Origin of the sequence: Actinokineospora pegani (assembly GCF_009745975.1) — a bacterium.
In the GTDB taxonomy this organism is placed as follows: Bacteria; Actinomycetota; Actinomycetes; order Mycobacteriales; family Pseudonocardiaceae; genus Actinokineospora; species Actinokineospora pegani.
This window is the reverse complement of sequence record NZ_WHOL01000056.1, coordinates 61725-77031: the sequence shown is the minus strand read 5'-3', so window position 1 is coordinate 77031 and position 15307 is coordinate 61725. Positions and strand designations below refer to the sequence as shown.

The window sequence follows — 15307 nt, the reverse complement described above, 5'->3', positions numbered from 1 at the left end:
GGGAAGCGGGTGGGCATCGCCGGTCACATCCGGAAGACGCCGAAGGACTCGGCGCCCCGCACGGGTTGGGTGTGGATGGCCGAGAGGGCGATGCCGAGGACGGTGCGGGTGTCGCGGGGATCGATGATCCCGTCGTCGTAGAGCATCCCGGACAGGAAGGTGGGCAGGGACTCCGCCTCGATCTGGTTCTCGACCATGGCGCGCATGGCGGCGTCGTGCTCCTCGTTGTACGGCTGCCCCTTGGCCTCGGCGCCCGCGCGCATCACGATCGACAGCACGCCCGCGAGCTGCTGCGGTCCCATGACCGCGGACTTGGCACTGGGCCAGGCGAACAGGAAGCGGGGGTCGTAGGCGCGGCCGCACATGCCGTAGTGGCCCGCGCCGTAGGAGGAGCCCATGAGCACGGAGATGTGCGGGACCCTGGAGTTCGACACCGCGTTGATCATCATGGCGCCGTGCTTGATGATGCCGCCCTGCTCGTACTCCTTGCCGACCATGTAGCCGGTGGTGTTGTGCAGGAACAGCAGCGGGGTGTTGGCCTGGTTGGCCAACTGGATGAACTGAGTGGCCTTCTGCGACTCCTCGGAGAAGAGCACGCCGCGGGCGTTGGCGAGGATACCGACCGGGTAGCCGTGCAACCGGGCCCAGCCGGTGACCAGGCTGGCGCCGTAGAGCGGCTTGAACTCGTCGAAGTCGGAGCCGTCGACGACGCGGGCGATGACCTCGCGCGGGTCGAACGGGGTCTTGAGGTCGGTGGGCACGATGCCCAGCAGGTCCTCGGCGTCGTGCTCGGGCTCGGCGTAGTCGGCGCTGGGGGCGGGGCCCTTCTTGCGCCAGTTGAGCCGGGCCATGATCCGCCTGCCGAGGCGGATGGCGTCGCGCTCGTCGGCGGCGAGGTAGTCGGCCAGGCCGGAGACCGAGGCGTGCATCCGCGCCCCGCCCAGCGACTCGTCGTCGGACTCCTCGCCGGTGGCCATCTTGACCAGCGGCGGCCCGCCGAGGAACACCTTGGCCCGGTCCTCGACCATGACGACGTGGTCGGACATGCCGGGCAGGTACGCCCCGCCCGCGGTGGAGTTGCCGAACACCAGCGCCACCGTGGGCACCCCGGCCGCCGAGGAGCGGGTCAGGTCGCGGAAGGTCCGCCCGCCGGGGATGAAGATCTCCTTCTGGGTGGGCAGGTCGGCGCCGCCGGACTCGACGAGGTTGATCGTCGGCAGCCCGTTCTGCGCGGCGATGTCCGCGGCGCGGAAGCCCTTGCGCATGCCCCACGGGTTGATGGCCCCGCCCTTGACCGTCGGGTCGCTGGCGTTGACCACGCACTCCACGCCCTCGACGACCCCGATGCCGGTGACGAGGCTGCCGCCGACCTGGTAGTCGGTGCCCCACGCGGCCAGCGGCGAGAGCTCCAGGAACGGCGAGTCCGGGTCGAGCAGCAGCTCGACCCGCTCGCGCGCCAGCAGCTTGCCGCGCTCGCGGTGGCGGGCGACGTACTTGTCCCCGCCACCCGCGACCGCCTTGGCGTGCTCGGCGTCGATGGCGGCGATCTTGTCCAGCATCGCCTCGCGGTTGTGCAGGAACTCGGGCGCGGCGGAGTCCACAGCGGACCTGAGCACCGTCATCGCGCACCTCCTTCGTTCTCCTTGGCACGGCATACGATCCCGGCCCGGGGCCAGGCCGTCAAACGACTGTCCACATCCCCCGACCGGGTCATGCCGTGAACCCCAGCGTGCGCCCGGCCAGCATGGTCATGATCTCGTCCGTGCCACCGCCGATGCCGAGGATGCGCAGGTCCCGGTAGTGCCGCTCGACCTCGGCGTCGCGCATGTAGCCAAGACCGCCGTGCAGCTGGACCGCCTCACGCACAACCCATTCGCCCGCCTCCACGGCGGTGTTCTTCGCGAAGCACACCTGGGCGATGACGTTCTCCCCCGCGAGGTGGCGCAGGGCGACGTCACGCGTGTAGACGCGGGCGACATCGACTCGCCGCGCCATCTCGGTCAACGTGTTCTGCACCGCCTGCCGCGAGATCAGCGGCCTGCCGAACGTCGAGCGCGCCCGGCACCACTGCAACGACAGGTCCAGCGCCCGCTGGGCGTGCGCGTAGGCCTGCACCGCGAGCGTCAGCCGCTCGGCGACGAAGTTCTGCGCGATCTGGGCGAACCCGGTGTTCTCCGCGCCGACCAGGTTGGCCACGGGCACCCGGCAGTCCACGTAGGACAGCTCTGCGGTGTCCGAGCAGTGCCAGCCCATCTTCTCCAGCTTGCGCCCGACGGTGAAACCGGGCGTGCCCTTCTCGACCACCAGCAGGGAGACGCCGTGGGCACCCTCCCCGCCGGTGCGCACGGCGGTCGTCACGAAGTCGGCGCGGACGCCGGAGGTGATGAAGGTCTTGGAGCCGTTGACGATGTAGTGGTCCCCGTCGCGCACGGCGGTCGTGCGCAGACCAGCCACATCCGAGCCGCCGTCGGGCTCGGTGATCGCCAACGAGCCGATGAGATCACCCGCGAGGGTCGGCCTGACCCACTTCTCCACCTGCCCTCCATCCCCGGCGGCGGCCAGGTGCGGCACGGCGATCCCGCAGGTCAGCAGGGACGCGATCAGACCGCCGGAGCCGCCCGCGTAGTGCATCTCCTCGACGACGACCATCGCGTCGACGAGCGATCCGCCCTCGCCGCCCACCGCCTCGGGGAAGCCGATGCCGAGCAGGCCCAGGGCCGCAGCGGACTTGTGCAACGAGCGCGGCAGCTCACCCGCGCGCTCCCACTCGTCCAGGTACGGGAGGACGTCGGAGGCCATGAAGCGCCGGACTGTCTCGCGGAGGCCGCGGCGTTCCGGTGTGTCGAAGGGGTTCACAGCAGTTCCTCCGGGACGGGGTGCACACGGGACCGCAGCCACTCCCCCAGTGCCTTGGCCTGCGGGTCGAACCGGGTCGACGCGGCGACGCCCTGGCCGAGCAGGCCGCGGATGACGAAGTTGACGGCGTTGAGGTTGGGCAACAGGTGCCGCTCGATGTCCAGGCCCGCGGTCTCCGGCAGCAGTTCGCGGATCCGGTCGGTGTCGAACTCGCCGACGAACCACCGGTAGGCGGCCTCGTCGCGCAACCACACGCCGAGGTTGGCGTCCCCGCCCTTGTCCCCGGACCTGGCGCCGAGGACGCGGCCGAGGGGGACGCGGGTGGTCGGACCGTGGTCACCCGCTGGGAAGACCTCATCAAGGCTGCGCGGCCGCACCGAGGTCGAAGGGCCCCACTCGACTGCTTTGCGATCCGATCCGACCACAGCGACTGTGGTCACCTGGTCGCGGGGAACGTACTCCGCGCGGTAGACGCCCACGGGTGTCCCATCGGCCGGTGGCGCTGTCAGCGTGAAACCGGGATAACTCGCAAGAGCCAGTTCCACCGTCGCTCGCGAGAACACCTTGGCGCGCTTGGGGTCCGGGGTGCGGATGGCGCAGTGCAGGAAAGCGCTTGCGGTCTCTTCGGTGTCCGCGTCGGCGTGGTCGGTGCGGGCGAGGGCCCAGTGCAGGCCCTCGGCGCCGACGGCGGTCTCGAGCTGGCGGCGGGCGAGGTCCGCCTTGGCGTCGACGTCGAGGCCGCAGAGCACGAAGGTGGCGCTGTTGCGGAAGCCGTCGAGGGTGTTGACGCAGACCTTCACCGTCTCCGGCGGGGGGCCACCGCGCACGCCGGAGATCCGGACGCGGTCCGGGCCGTCCTCGGCGAGGGTGATGGTGTCGAACCGCGTGGTGACGTCAGGGCCCAGGTAGTCCGCGCCCTGGATCTCGTAGAGCAGTTGGGCGGTGACGGTGCCGGTGGTGACGGCGCCGCCGGTCCCGGGGTGCTTGGTGATGACCACCGACCCGTCCTCGCCGATCTCCGCGATCGGGAAACCGGGGTGGGCCAGGTCGGGGATCTCGGTGAAGAAGGCGTAGTTGCCGCCGGTGGCCTGGGTCCCGCACTCGATGACGTGCCCGGCCACGGTGGCCCCGGCGAGCCGGTCGTAGTCGTCGACCGACCACCCGTGGTGCGCGGCGGCGGGCCCGACGACCAGCGAGGCATCGGTGACCCGGCCGGTGACCACGACGTCCGCGCCGCCCTTGAGGCATTCCGCGATCCCCCACGCGCCCAGGTAGGCGTTGGCGGTGAGCGCGCCGTCGAGGCCGAGTTCCGCGGCCCTGGGCAGCAGGTCGTCCCCCTCGACGTGGGCGACGGAGACAACGAGGCCGAGGCGGTCCGCGAGTGCGCGCACGGCGTCGGCGAGCCCGGCGGGGTTGAGGCCACCCGCGTTGGACACGATCTTGACGCCCCGCTCGACGGCGGTGCCCAGAGAGTCTTCCAACTGCCGCACGAACGTCTTCGCGTACCCGCCGTTGGGGTCTTTGAGGCGTTGGCGGCCCAGGATGAGCATGGTCAGCTCAGCGAGGTAGTCGCCGGTGAGGACGTCCAGATCGCCCCCGTCGAGCATCTCGCGGACCGCGGAGAGGCGGTCCCCGTAGAAGCCGGAGGCGTTGCCGACGCGGATCACCGCTTACCCCTGCCCTTCCCCGGCGCGCCCGCGAACGCCTGGGCGATCCCCAACCACTCCTCGGCCCCCTCGGTCGCGACGAGCGAGGTGTCGCCCCGGTGCACCCGCTGGGTGACCAGCAGGCAGAAGTCGAGCGCGGTCCCGGTCACCCGGTCCGGGGCGTCCTCTGGGCCCCACGTCCAGAGGTCGCCGCCGGGTCCTATCAACTCGACGCGGAAGGGGTGGCCCGGCGGGGGCTTCTGCCGGACGAGGAAGGCGAAGTCCCGGGTGCGCACCCCGAGGTGGGCCACGTGCCGGATGCGGTCGGTGGCGGGCTTGGCGACCCCCAAGGCGCCGGCGACGTCGTGCGAGTGCGCCCAGGTCTCCATGAGCCGCGCGGTGGCCATCGACTTGGGGCTCATCGGCGGGCCGTACCAAGCCAGCTTGGCGTCAGCGGGTGTTGCGGCAAGCGCGGCGTTGAGAGCGTTGCGCTTGTCACGCCAGTGCTGCAAGAGGTCTTCGCGCTCAGCCCCCTCTTCGGCCCCTTGGTCCACGAAGCGCTGAGGATCGACCCCGGACTTGAGCGCCTCAGCGAACTCGGCTTGGAACGCGTCGGGGTCAGTGGCGGCGAGCAGCGACCGCTCGTCAGTCCACGCCAGGTGCGCTATCTGGTGCGCGATGGTCCACCCCTCGGCGGGCGTGGGCGTGCGCCAGGCGTCGGCGGGCAGGTCCGCGACCCAGGAGTCGAGTTCGTCCGATTCGGCCCGCAGGTCCGCGAGGAGTGCGCTGAGGTCGACCACGGGTTCACCGTGGCACGGGACGACAGCGAAAGCAAGCATTCATGCTTGATTGTTTTTGTCTTGATCTCGTGGACAGGACCATCGCGCGCCCGATCGCCTTCCCGACATCAAGACCTGGTCTCAAAACTCGGCGTGTCGCTAGGTGAACCAACGGCCCGCCCCTGGCTCCGCACCGCCCGCCTGTGGGCCCGGCCCGACGGACCGGAAGTCCGTCAGAGAGACTGGGGGCCAGTGCCCGCCCTCTCGACCTGGAGCCTTTGATGCCGCAAGGGACCGTCCGTTGGTTCGACGCCGAACGGGGTTTCGGCTTCCTCGCGCCCGAGGACGGCTCGCCGGACGTGTTCGTGCACGCCTCCGAGATCGTCGAGGACGGCGGCGCGAAAATGCTCCGCGAGGGTCAGGCCGTCGTGTTCGAGGTCGGCGAGAACGACCGCGGGCCCCAGGCGCTGCGCGTTCGCGTCACCGCCGATGCGGCCACCGGCAGCGCCGTGGGCCTGCTCGGCACCGTCAACTGGTACGAGCCGGGCAAGGGGTACGGCTTCGCGTCGCCGGACGGCGGCGGCGCCGACATCTTCGTGCACAGCTCCGCCATCGTGACCGGCGGCGTGGTCACCGAGGGGCAGCGGGTGGCCTTCCTGATCGTCGAAGGCGAGCGCGGCCCGCAGGCCGGGCACGTGATCCCGCTGGGAGCAGGGGCCGGCTCACCCGCTGCGGCTGGTACCGCGGACGGTGCCGACGGCACGGTGGCCTGGTACGACGAGGACAAGGGCTTCGGCTTCATCAACCCCGACTCCGGCGCCGGGGACATCTTCGTTCACGCCCGGGCCCTGGCCGAGGGGCTGACGTGGCTCGCGGAGGGCGACCGCGTCGCCTACGAGGTGGCTAGTGGAGACAAGGGCCCGCAGGCCCGCGACGTGCACCTGGTCCGGGGCGCCGAGCCCCAGACGGCGCCGCAGCGGTCGGCACCTGCCGCGGCCGCAGGGCCGGCCGCGCGGGACGTGCCCGTACGAGGCGGCGAGGGCGTCGTCGCGCGCTACGACGGCGACCGCGGCTTCGGCTTCATCACCCCGGACGCAGGCGGCGACGATCTCTTCGCCCACGTGTCCGTGATCATGGGGTCGGAGCCGCTGCAGAAGGGTGACCGGGTCCGGTACGCGGTGCGTCAGAGCGACCGGGGCCCGCAGGCCGACCGCATCGAACGCCTCTGAAGAGGCGGTCCCGCCGATGGCTGACCACTTCCCGACGAGAGTGCTCGTTCATCCCCGTCGATGGTGCCGTCAGCAACGCGGCTGCAGCCTCCTCCCGGAGATCGATCTCCCTCGTGGTGACGGGGCCCCGTGCCGACCCGAGGACCTGCTCCGCGCTCAGAAGGGCGGACGTTGACCACGGTGCAGGCCAGCGTGAGTAGCGCCAGTGTGGTGCGTTCGGTCCGGTCGTAACGCAGCCCGAGGCGTTGAACCGCAGCAGCCAGGAGATGGTGCGTTCGACGACCCAGCGGACCCGGCCGAGGCGGGACTTGCCCTCAATCCCGCGCCGGGCGATACGGACCTTGATACCGCGGCGGGTCAGGTAGCGGCGGCAGCGGCGGTAGTCGTAGCCCTTGTCGACGTGCAGCTTGTCCGGTCGGCATCGTGGCCGGCCCGCCCGGCCGTGGTGGCCGCGCACGGTCGGGTTCGTGTCCAGCAGCGGCTCGAACAGCAGGCTGTCGTGGGTGTTTGCCGCCGACAACATGATGTGCAGCGGTAGCCCGTTCGCGTCGCACAGAACGTGGTACTTGGAGCCGGCTTCACCCCGGTCAGTGGGGCTGCGGCCGGTCAGCTCGCCCCCCTTTTCGACCGCACCGACACCGCGTCGATGCAGCCTCTGGTCCAGTCGAGCTCGTCGATGTTGGACAGCTCGTCGAGCACGAGCTGGTGCGGCCGGTCCCACACGCCGGCGTCCTGCCACTCACGTGACCGCCGCCACGCGGTGTGCCCGGAACCGCATCCGAGCTGCTCGGGTAGGTCTCGCCAGCGGCAGCCGGTGTCGAGCACGAACAAGATCCCCTCTAGCGCGGCACGGTCATCGATCCGGGGCCGCCCACCCGGACCGCGCGGCGCTGGTCGGGACGGATCAGGGGTTCGATCAGCTCCCGGAGTCGGTCTTCGACCCGCCGCTGCTGCGTCGTCTTCGCCATGACTGCCCACGATCGACGACCAGGACCGGCAGGTTACGCAGTGACACACCCTTAAGTTTTGAGACCGGGTCTAAGGTGAAGCCCCACCGACGGAAACGGACCACACCATGACGGCGGCATCAGGCCAGCACCCCCTCGCCGCGCGGCTCGCCGATGCCGGGCAGGAGGAGGCGGAGGACCTGCGGGTCCTGTTCGGGCAGTCCATCGCCGTGTTCGCCTCGCTCGCCGGGCCGACGCACCTGGTGGAGACGGCGAACCCGGCGTTCTTCGCCGCGATCGGCGAGCAGCGAGCGCGCACCGGGGTCCCGCTCGTCGAGTTGATGCCGGAACTGGCCAGTCAGGGGTTCATCGCCCTCCTCGACCAGGTCTACCGCACCGGTGAGTCCTACACCGGTCGCGATGTCCGGGTCGTGCTCGGCACCGGACCGCAGGCCCGGGAGGCGTTCTTCGACCTCACCTACGACCCGCGCCGCGACGCCGAGGGCGCCGTCACCGGCATCCGGGTGATCGGCGTCGAGACGACCCAGGTCAAGCACGCCCAGCGGCTGATGGCCGAACACCGCGCCCTGCTGGAGCAGATCGCCCGGCAGGCACCGCTGACCGAGGTCCTGGACGGGATGGCCCGCTGCATCGAGAACCTCGCACCGCAGGAGGTGCTCGTCTCGGTCCTGCTCGCCGAACCCGACGGCCTGCGCCTGCGCCACGGGGCCGCGCCCAGCCTGCCCGACTTCTACAACGAGGCCATCGACGGGATCGCCACCGGCGAGGGCGTCGGCTCGTGCGGCACGGCCGCCCACCGGCGGGAACCGGTGATCGTCACCGACATCGCCACCGACCCGTTCTGGGACGACTTCCGGGGCCTGGCCGACCAGGCGGGCCTGGCCGCCTGCTGGTCCACCCCGATCCTGGCCCGCGACGGGAGCCTGCTGGGCACCTTCGCCATGTACCACCGGGTCCCGCGCGTCCCCCAGGACTCCGACCTCGCCCTCGCCCGGGTCTTCGCGGGCACCGCGGCCCTGGCCATCGAGCGCCACCACGACCAGCAGGCCCGGCGAGACGCCGAAGCCCGCGCCGAGGCGGCGCACGCCGAGTTGGCCAAGGCGATCGGCACCGAGCGCGAACTGCGCGCCGAGGCCGAGCAGCGCGCCGCCGCCGCCGCGGACCTGAACACCCGGATGCGCGCCGCCGCGGCCGCGCAGGCCGCCCTGCCCCACCCCGAGCACTGCCAACTCGGTGGTGGCGACGGGTGCACCGCACCGGCCGAACTCAAGGTCGCCGACTCGTGGGGCGACGCGGCATGGGGCTGCCCCGCCCACGTCGAGGAAGCCATCCTCACCGTGCGGACGGCGTTCATCGCCAGCGAGGAACTCGGCGGCCTGGCCGCCTACGTCAACCGCGGGCCCGCCCGCATACGACAGGCTGAAGAAACTCCCGCACCGTAAGCCAGTACCGGAGAACCCGTAGGGCGGAGACGGAAAGCAATCCGTGTCCCGCCCAGCCGAACCTCAGTGGCCGAATGGCCGTGGCTTGAACCGGTCAAGGTGGCACGTCTACGCCATTCCCAGCCGTACCCTCCGCAGGTCATACCATCGGCAGGGGGCGCAGGCATGGGCACTGGCCAGGCGAGCGCGTTGGCGCGAACGCGAGAGATCGTCCGCATGGCGTCCCGCGATCTGCGGTGGTCGGTTCGCCGAACGCGCGTCCTGCACAAGCTCCGCCGGTGGACCGGTCGGTCGTTCTTCCAATTGACCCAGCACTCCCGGGAACCCACCGAGATCAACACCGGTGGCCTCGGCATCACGCCGCTGTGGCACTCGGATCAGCGCGGGCCTGACGACCTGGACTTGGCGCGCCCGCGGTTGGTCACTCGGCGGTACACCCTCGGCCTGCTCTGGACGGTCACGCACGACTACGACGAGTTCCGCGCTGTTGTCCTCCTAGTGGTCGACAAGCAGGCGCGGGCTTGGCTGATCTCGCCCCGCCACCGCCGGTTCCCGGCCACCCCCAGCGGCTGGCGAGACCTTGTCACCGAGGTGGCGCAGGAGTACTCCAGTTGGCGCGGTGGCCGTTGGCACGGCATCGGCTAGGCGCGCAGGTCGCCGTGGGCTCGGTGCCAGGGGGTCACGGCGTCGATGGCTTGGTTGATCTCCTCGGTGAAGATGGCGAGTTTGTGCTCCACGACGGCCTCGCCCAGCAGGGTGGGGGCCAGTTTCGAGGTGGCCAGGCGGTTTTGGGCGTCCCAGGGGGTTCGGGCCAGGTCGCCTTGGACCCGGCCTTCGGGTGGGGGGTCCAGGCGGTCGGTGACGCCGGAGAGGCCGGAGGCTATGAGAGCGGCCACGACCTGGTGGACCTGGGCGTCGGCGCCCGCGAAGCGGGCTTCCACGCGGAGGGTGGGACCGTGGCCCGCGATGCGCACCGAGGCGGTGCGGTTGTCGATGCCCCAACTGATCACACGGGGGGAGAACGGGGCGTTGCGCAGGCGGACGTAGGAGTTCCAGGTGGGGGCCCAGAAGGGGGTGAGGTCCGGGGCCGCGCGCAGGACCCCGGCCAGGAAGTGGCCGAAGAGGGTGGACAGCTCGGTGGGGCGGGAGCCCGCGCCGAGAGGGGCGCCGTTGGGGTCTGCCAGGGACAGGTGGACGTGGCAGGAGCTGCCGGTGTCCGGGGACTCGGCGGCGAGGTAGCCCGCGCGCAGGCCCGCGGCCGCGGCGGTGGAGCGGATGGCCATCTGCTGGAGCATGGCGTCGTCGCAGGCGGCCAGGGCGTCGCGGTGGCGGAGGACGTACTCGTACTGGGCGGGGTGGACCTCGCCTCGGGCGGATTCCAGGCCCAGGTCCAGTTCGTCGAGGGCTTCGTCCACTCGGGACAGCAGGGGGCGCAGCGGGCTCAGGGCCTGCACGGAGTAGTCCAGGCCGTCGCGGACCAGGGGGGTGCCGTCCGGCTCGGTGAAGGTGACCTCGTGCTCGATGCCGACCGAGGGGACCACTCCGACCTGCTCCAACGCCGTGAGCTGGTCGCGCAGGAAGGTGCGCGGGGCCTCGGGGACCGGGCGCCCGTCGGGCCACTCGACGTCGCAGACCACGGCCCACACCCCGGCGCGGCCCGGCAGCGGGGCGAGGGTGGCCAGGTCGGGGCGCAGGCGCAGGTCGCCGTAGCCGCCGAGGAACTGGTCGACGGCGTGGGCGTTGATGACGCGGCGCTCGGCGTCGGTGCCGAACAGGTAGGCGCACATGCCGTAGCCCGAGGCCAGGACGGTGTCGACGAAGAACGTCGCGCCCAGCTCCACCGCGTCGAAGCGGGCGTGCGGGTCGGGCACGAGGCAGGCGATCCGCCGGACCTCGCCCGCGGACACGGCGTCGCGCAGCACCCCGGACAGGGCGGAGGCCTTGCGGGCGCGGTCGGCCAGGGTGCGCGGGCCGACGGGCCTGCGGTGGTCGAGGATCACCACGCCCCCTCGGGGTCGGGACCGGCCAGCGGGTTGGGGGCGCGGCCGAAGCGGACGTCGAACTCGTCGTCGCGGTCGACCTTGTCGAATCCCTCGCCCGCGAGGTGCTCTCGGTTGAGGCAGACCCGTTCGAGGTCGGGGGCGAACAGCCCGCACGCGTCGAACCGGGCGGCCGAGGACGGGTGCGCGTCGCGGTAGCGGCCGACGATCTGGCGCACCTGCTCCCACAGCCGCGCGCGCGGGTAGTCCAAGTCGTCGTAGAGGACCTCAGCGATGAACCGCAACTGCCCCGCGAAGACAGAGCTGAACAGCGACTGCACCAACAGGTGCGCGGGCCAGCGCAGCATGTCCGCGTTCGCCTCGGCGCCCAGCCACGCGTAGGAGGGCAGCTCCTCGTCCAACAGGTCGACGCCCTGCGCGAAGTCCTTGATGGCGACCCGCAGCGGCACCCCTTCCTCATCGGTGACGAGGATGAGGTTCTGGCCGTGCGGGCAGAAGCCGACACCGTGCTCCAGGAGCCAGTGCAGCAATGGTGTGAGCACCAGGTCGAGCAAATGCCCCATCCACTCGTCAGCCGACAGCCCCGATGACTCGATCAGATAAGAGACGACTGAGACACCATCCGGGCCGCGATAGGGCAATGCGGCGAAGGACAGCGCCCTCTCCCCCGGCTCCAGGGTGGTGCGGACCGGTTCGCGCCACAACGCGCCCAGCGTCTCGTGGAACCGGTAGGGCAGTTCGTCGACCGCGCCGAAGACCGGGTGCCGCACCGACACGCTGGCGACCTCGCCGAGCAGGTCGAACCGGTACTCGTCGCGCAGCAGCGGGTCGGACTCGTGCACCCGCCGCAGCCACGTGGTGACCTCCGGCGCGGCCAGCGTCGCCGCCGCCGCGAGTCCCCGGTAGACGAGCGTGTTGCGCACCGACACGGCCGTCTTGACGTCGCGGCGGACCGCGTCGGTGGCGTTGGCCAGGGTCCGCACGGTCTGGTGCGGGCGGTAGTGGTCGGTGCTCTCCCCCACCAGCACCACCGAGCCCTCCGCGATCTCGGCGGCGTAGAGCACGCCGATGACGTCGTCGAGCTGCCACGGGTGCACGGGCACCAGGACGTAGTCGTCAGGGTTGTCGAGCTTGGCCCGGAACGCGGCCAGCAGCTCGGGGCCGAGCTCCTCGGTCAGCAGCCCGTCGGCGGACAGGCCCTCGACACCGCGGAAGGACGCGTGGTCGCGGTGCACGGCCAGCCACGGCAGGGCGAAGGTCGCGCCGGACTCCGGGGCGTAGCGGGCGCGGTCGGCGGCGGAGAAGCCGACGCGCCCCTTGTTGACGAGGATGCGCGGGTGGCCGGTGAGGTGGCTGTCGGCGCTGTCGTAGTCGATGTCGACCAGTTCCGCGGCGGTGACGGCGCGGTCGAGGCGCGCGGCCTCGTTGGCGACGGTGGAGGTCAGCTCGGAGAGCACGTCCGCCAGCCGCAACCCGGTCAGGCCCAGCTCGGCGCGGGCGTCGAGCAGCAGGGCGCGCGGGTCGTCGACGGGTTCGCCGTCGCGGGTGGCGCTCCCGGCCAGCACCGACCACGACTCGAACGCGCCGCGCCGGGCGGCGAACCGGTAGACCGCGCCGCCCGCCAGCCCCAGCCGCCAGGGCCGGTGCCCGCGCTCGTCCGGCTCGCCGTCGGGCTCCGGCCGCAGCAGGCCCTCGTAGCTCAGCTCGCCCAGCGCCTTGTGGGCCACCAGCGACCCCGCCTCGCGCCACGTCCCGGTCACAGACCGCTCCCCTCGGTTTCGCCGCCCAGTCCGAACGTGGTGAACGCCGTCCGGTCCGGGAGCCGGTGCACCACCCTCCCGCACACCGCGTTCAGGATGGTGGCGGCGCGCCACGCCGCCAGTCCCAGATCCGGGGCTCCCACCCCGTGCGTGTGCCTCTCCGCGTTCTGCGCGTAGAGGCTGCCGGTGATCCCCGTGCGCAGGGCCACCCGGAAATCGGCGTCGATGACCAGCCTGCCGGACGCGTCGGGCGCGGGCAGGTCGCCGAGCAGCTCGCCCAGGTCCCGCTCCGCGTATCCGGTGGCGCAGACGACCTCGGAGGTGCGCAGCGTGAAGTCACCGCCCTGGTCCACGTGGCGCAATGCCAGTTCAAGCCCGTCGTCGACAGCGGTGGCCGCGGTGACCTCGACGCCCGGCGCGAGCACGGCCGAGGGCCATCCGCCGCCGACGGTGCGCCGATAGAGCTCTTCGTGGATCTCAGCGATGGTGTCGGCATCGATTGCTTTGTAGAGCTGCCACTGCGAAGGGACTAGAGCGTCACGGACAGCGGTGGGCAGCCCACGGAAGTAGCGGGTGTAGTCGGGGGTGAACTGCTCGAGCCCCAGCTTCGAGTACTCCATCGGCGCGAACGCGCGGGTGCGCGTCAGCCAGCGCACCCCACCAGCGCGTCTGCGCAACAAGTCCAGGAACACCTCGGCCCCAGACTGCCCAGAGCCGATGACGGTGACGTCGTCAGCGGCGACCAACCGGTCGCGGGATTCCAGGTACCGCGCGGAATGCGTCACACGGTCCATGCCCCGCAGCGGTTCCGGAACGTGTGCCCCTGTTCCCACACCGAGGACGACCGCGCGCGCAAGAACACGCTCACCGTCCACATCGAGCTCAAACAACTCATCCCTGTCTGACCACCGGACAGTGCGAACATTCCTGGAGAAGTTGCACGGCAAGCGGTGCGCCGCCCAGCGGCAGTAGTCGTCGTACTCCGCGCGCGGGATGTGGAACTTCTCGGCGAAGTAGAACGGGAACAACCGGTCGCGGTCGCGCAGGTAGCTCAGGAACGACAGCGGGTGCGCGGGCTCGACCAGGCTGACCAGGTCCGCCAGGAACGGCACCTGCAGCGTGGCGCCCTCGATCATCATGCCCGGGTGCCAGTGGAACTCCGGCTCCCGCTCGAACAACGCCGTGGCCAGCCCGGTCCCCGACGCCAGCGCGGCCAGCGACAGGTTGAACGGACCCGCGCCGACCCCGGCCAGGTCGAGGACCCGCACGGTCATGCCGCCCCCGCGACCAGGTCGAGCAGCGGCCGGTACCCGTCGGCGGTGGCGTGCGGGTGCAGCAGGGTCAGCTTGAGCCACAGCCGCCCGTCGAGCGTGGCCCGGCCCAGCACCGCCCGCCCGGACAGCAGCAGGTCGCGCCGCAACCGGGCGACGGCCTCGTCGGCGGCCTCCGACGGGCGGAACACGACGGTCGACAGCGCGGGCGGCCCCCACAGCAGCAGGTCGGGCCGGTCGGCGATCTCGGCGGCGACGGCGGTGGCGGTGTCGCAGCAGTGGTCGATCATCGCGCCGACCCCGGAGCGGCCGAGCGCGCGCAGCGTCACGGCGATCTTGAACGCGTCCGGGCGCCGGGACGTGCGCAGCGAGCGGCCGAGCAGGTCGGGCAGGCCCGCCTCGGTGTCGTCGTCGGCGGACAGGTAGTCGGCGCGGGCGGTCATGGTGGCGAGCACGCCCGCGTCCGCGCAGGTCAGCAGCCCGGCGGCGATCGGCTGCCAGCCGAACTTGTGCAGGTCCATGGCCACCGAGTCGGCCCCGGCCAGCCCCGCGACCAGGTCGCGGCGGCGGTCGCTGAACAGCAGCGCGCCCGCGTAGGCGGCGTCGACGTGCAGCCAGGAGCCCGCGGCGCGGGCGGCGGCGGTGATCTCCGGCAGCGGGTCCAGCGCGCCGGTGTTGGTGGTGCCCATCGTCGCGACGACCGCGGTCGGCCCGTCGACCCCGGCCAGCGCGGCGGTCAGCGCGGCCGGGTCGACGCGGTCGCCGGAGCAGTCCACCGCGACCGGTTCGCGCAGGCCGAGCAGCCAGGCGGCGCGGGCGACGCTGTGGTGGGCGTTGCGCCCGCACAGCACGGTGACCGGGCCCAGGTTCTCCCGGGCCAGCAGCAGCCCGAGCAGGTTCGACTCGGTCCCACCGGTGGTCACCAGCGCGTCCGGGGCCGCGGCGCCGGGGTGGCAGAGCCGGGCCAGGCCCCTGGTCAGCTCGGCCTCGAGCCTGCTGGCCGCGGGCGCCTGGTCCCAGGAGTCCATCGACGGGTTGAGCACGCTGGCGACCAGGTCGGCCGCGGCGGCCACGGCCAGCGGCGGGCAGTGCAGGTGCGCGGCGCACCACGGGTCGGCCGGGTCGGCGGCGCCCGCGGCCAGCCGCCGGGTCAGCCCGGCCAGCGCGGCCGCGGCGCCGATGCCGGCGGCGGGCAGCGGGTCGTCGACCGAGACCAGCGCGTCCGGGCCGCCCCGGGGCAGCGGGCCGCCGCGGTCGGCCACCCCGGCGGCGAGCGCGTCCAGGGCGACCGACACCAACGCGCGGACCGCGTCCGGCTCGGCCAGCGCGGCGATCTCGTGCGTCATCGGACCCCTT

11 protein-coding genes and 1 pseudogene are annotated in these 15307 nt (G+C 72.1%); 3 read left to right on the top strand and 9 right to left on the bottom strand.

The window, feature by feature from the left end; all coding sequences use genetic code 11:
* Nucleotides 1-23: 23 nt before the first annotated feature.
* The 4 genes from GCL84_RS06185 to GCL84_RS06170 all read right to left on the bottom strand — a co-directional run bounded on the left by GCL84_RS06185 (nt 24) and on the right by GCL84_RS06170 (nt 5302).
* Nucleotides 24-1622 carry an acyl-CoA carboxylase subunit beta gene (locus GCL84_RS06185; RefSeq protein WP_197523046.1) on the bottom strand — a complete coding sequence of 533 codons (1599 nt, stop codon included), beginning with the start codon at nt 1620-1622 and terminating at the stop codon, nt 24-26.
* An 88-nt stretch (nt 1623-1710) separates the two neighbouring features.
* Complete coding sequence (locus GCL84_RS06180) at nt 1711-2856, bottom strand: acyl-CoA dehydrogenase family protein (protein WP_268891330.1); 1146 nt, start codon at nt 2854-2856, stop codon at nt 1711-1713.
* Nucleotides 2853-4523, bottom strand: coding sequence for an acyclic terpene utilization AtuA family protein (locus GCL84_RS06175; RefSeq protein WP_156754380.1), 1671 nt, complete (start codon nt 4521-4523; stop codon nt 2853-2855). Before GCL84_RS06175 ends, GCL84_RS06180 begins: the two co-directional genes overlap by 4 nt.
* Nucleotides 4520-5302 (bottom strand): TIGR03084 family metal-binding protein, encoded by a 783-nt coding sequence (locus tag GCL84_RS06170; RefSeq protein WP_156754379.1) that lies wholly within the window; start codon nt 5300-5302, stop codon nt 4520-4522. Before GCL84_RS06170 ends, GCL84_RS06175 begins: the two co-directional genes overlap by 4 nt.
* A 260-nt stretch (nt 5303-5562) precedes the next feature.
* On the opposite strand from GCL84_RS06170, the gene GCL84_RS30790 reads away from it, so the two are divergent.
* On the top strand, nt 5563-6510 hold the full coding sequence (locus GCL84_RS30790; protein WP_156754378.1) for a cold-shock protein: 948 nt from the start codon (nt 5563-5565) through the stop codon (nt 6508-6510).
* A 173-nt stretch (nt 6511-6683) separates the two neighbouring features.
* Here the strand turns inward: GCL84_RS30790 and GCL84_RS06160 are convergent.
* Nucleotides 6684-7478 (bottom strand): annotated as a pseudogene (locus tag GCL84_RS06160) (IS5 family transposase); the annotation flags it as partial.
* Nucleotides 7479-7585: 107 nt separating this feature from the next.
* Here GCL84_RS06160 and GCL84_RS06155 point away from each other — a divergent pair.
* Together GCL84_RS06155 and GCL84_RS06150 are read left to right on the top strand one after the other, a co-directional pair.
* Nucleotides 7586-8920: a GAF domain-containing protein gene (locus GCL84_RS06155; protein ID WP_156754377.1), complete on the top strand. Its 1335-nt coding sequence runs from the start codon at nt 7586-7588 to the stop codon at nt 8918-8920.
* Nucleotides 8921-9136: 216 nt separating this feature from the next.
* Entirely contained in the window at nt 9137-9565 is a 429-nt protein-coding gene (locus GCL84_RS06150) for a hypothetical protein (protein ID WP_156754376.1), read from the top strand.
* Here GCL84_RS06150 and GCL84_RS06145 read toward each other — a convergent pair.
* The 4 genes from GCL84_RS06145 to GCL84_RS06130 are packed head-to-tail and all read right to left on the bottom strand — an operon-like array spanning nt 9562 to nt 15297.
* The gene (locus GCL84_RS06145) at nt 9562-10920 is read right to left on the bottom strand and encodes a type I glutamate--ammonia ligase (RefSeq protein WP_235926026.1); all 1359 of its coding nucleotides are present in this window, start codon (nt 10918-10920) and stop codon (nt 9562-9564) included. The two genes, GCL84_RS06150 and GCL84_RS06145, sit on opposite strands and share 4 nt — an antisense overlap.
* Nucleotides 10917-12680 carry an IucA/IucC family protein gene (locus tag GCL84_RS06140; RefSeq protein ID WP_156754375.1) on the bottom strand — a complete coding sequence of 588 codons (1764 nt, stop codon included), beginning with the start codon at nt 12678-12680 and terminating at the stop codon, nt 10917-10919. The genes GCL84_RS06145 and GCL84_RS06140 overlap by 4 nt, the downstream gene beginning before the upstream one ends.
* Nucleotides 12677-13954, bottom strand: coding sequence for a lysine N(6)-hydroxylase/L-ornithine N(5)-oxygenase family protein (locus tag GCL84_RS06135; RefSeq protein ID WP_407924370.1), 1278 nt, complete (start codon nt 13952-13954; stop codon nt 12677-12679). Before GCL84_RS06135 ends, GCL84_RS06140 begins: the two co-directional genes overlap by 4 nt.
* Nucleotides 13951-15297 carry a pyridoxal phosphate-dependent decarboxylase family protein gene (locus GCL84_RS06130; RefSeq protein ID WP_156754374.1) on the bottom strand — a complete coding sequence of 449 codons (1347 nt, stop codon included), beginning with the start codon at nt 15295-15297 and terminating at the stop codon, nt 13951-13953. The genes GCL84_RS06135 and GCL84_RS06130 overlap by 4 nt, the downstream gene beginning before the upstream one ends.
* Nucleotides 15298-15307: the final 10 nt, after the last annotated feature.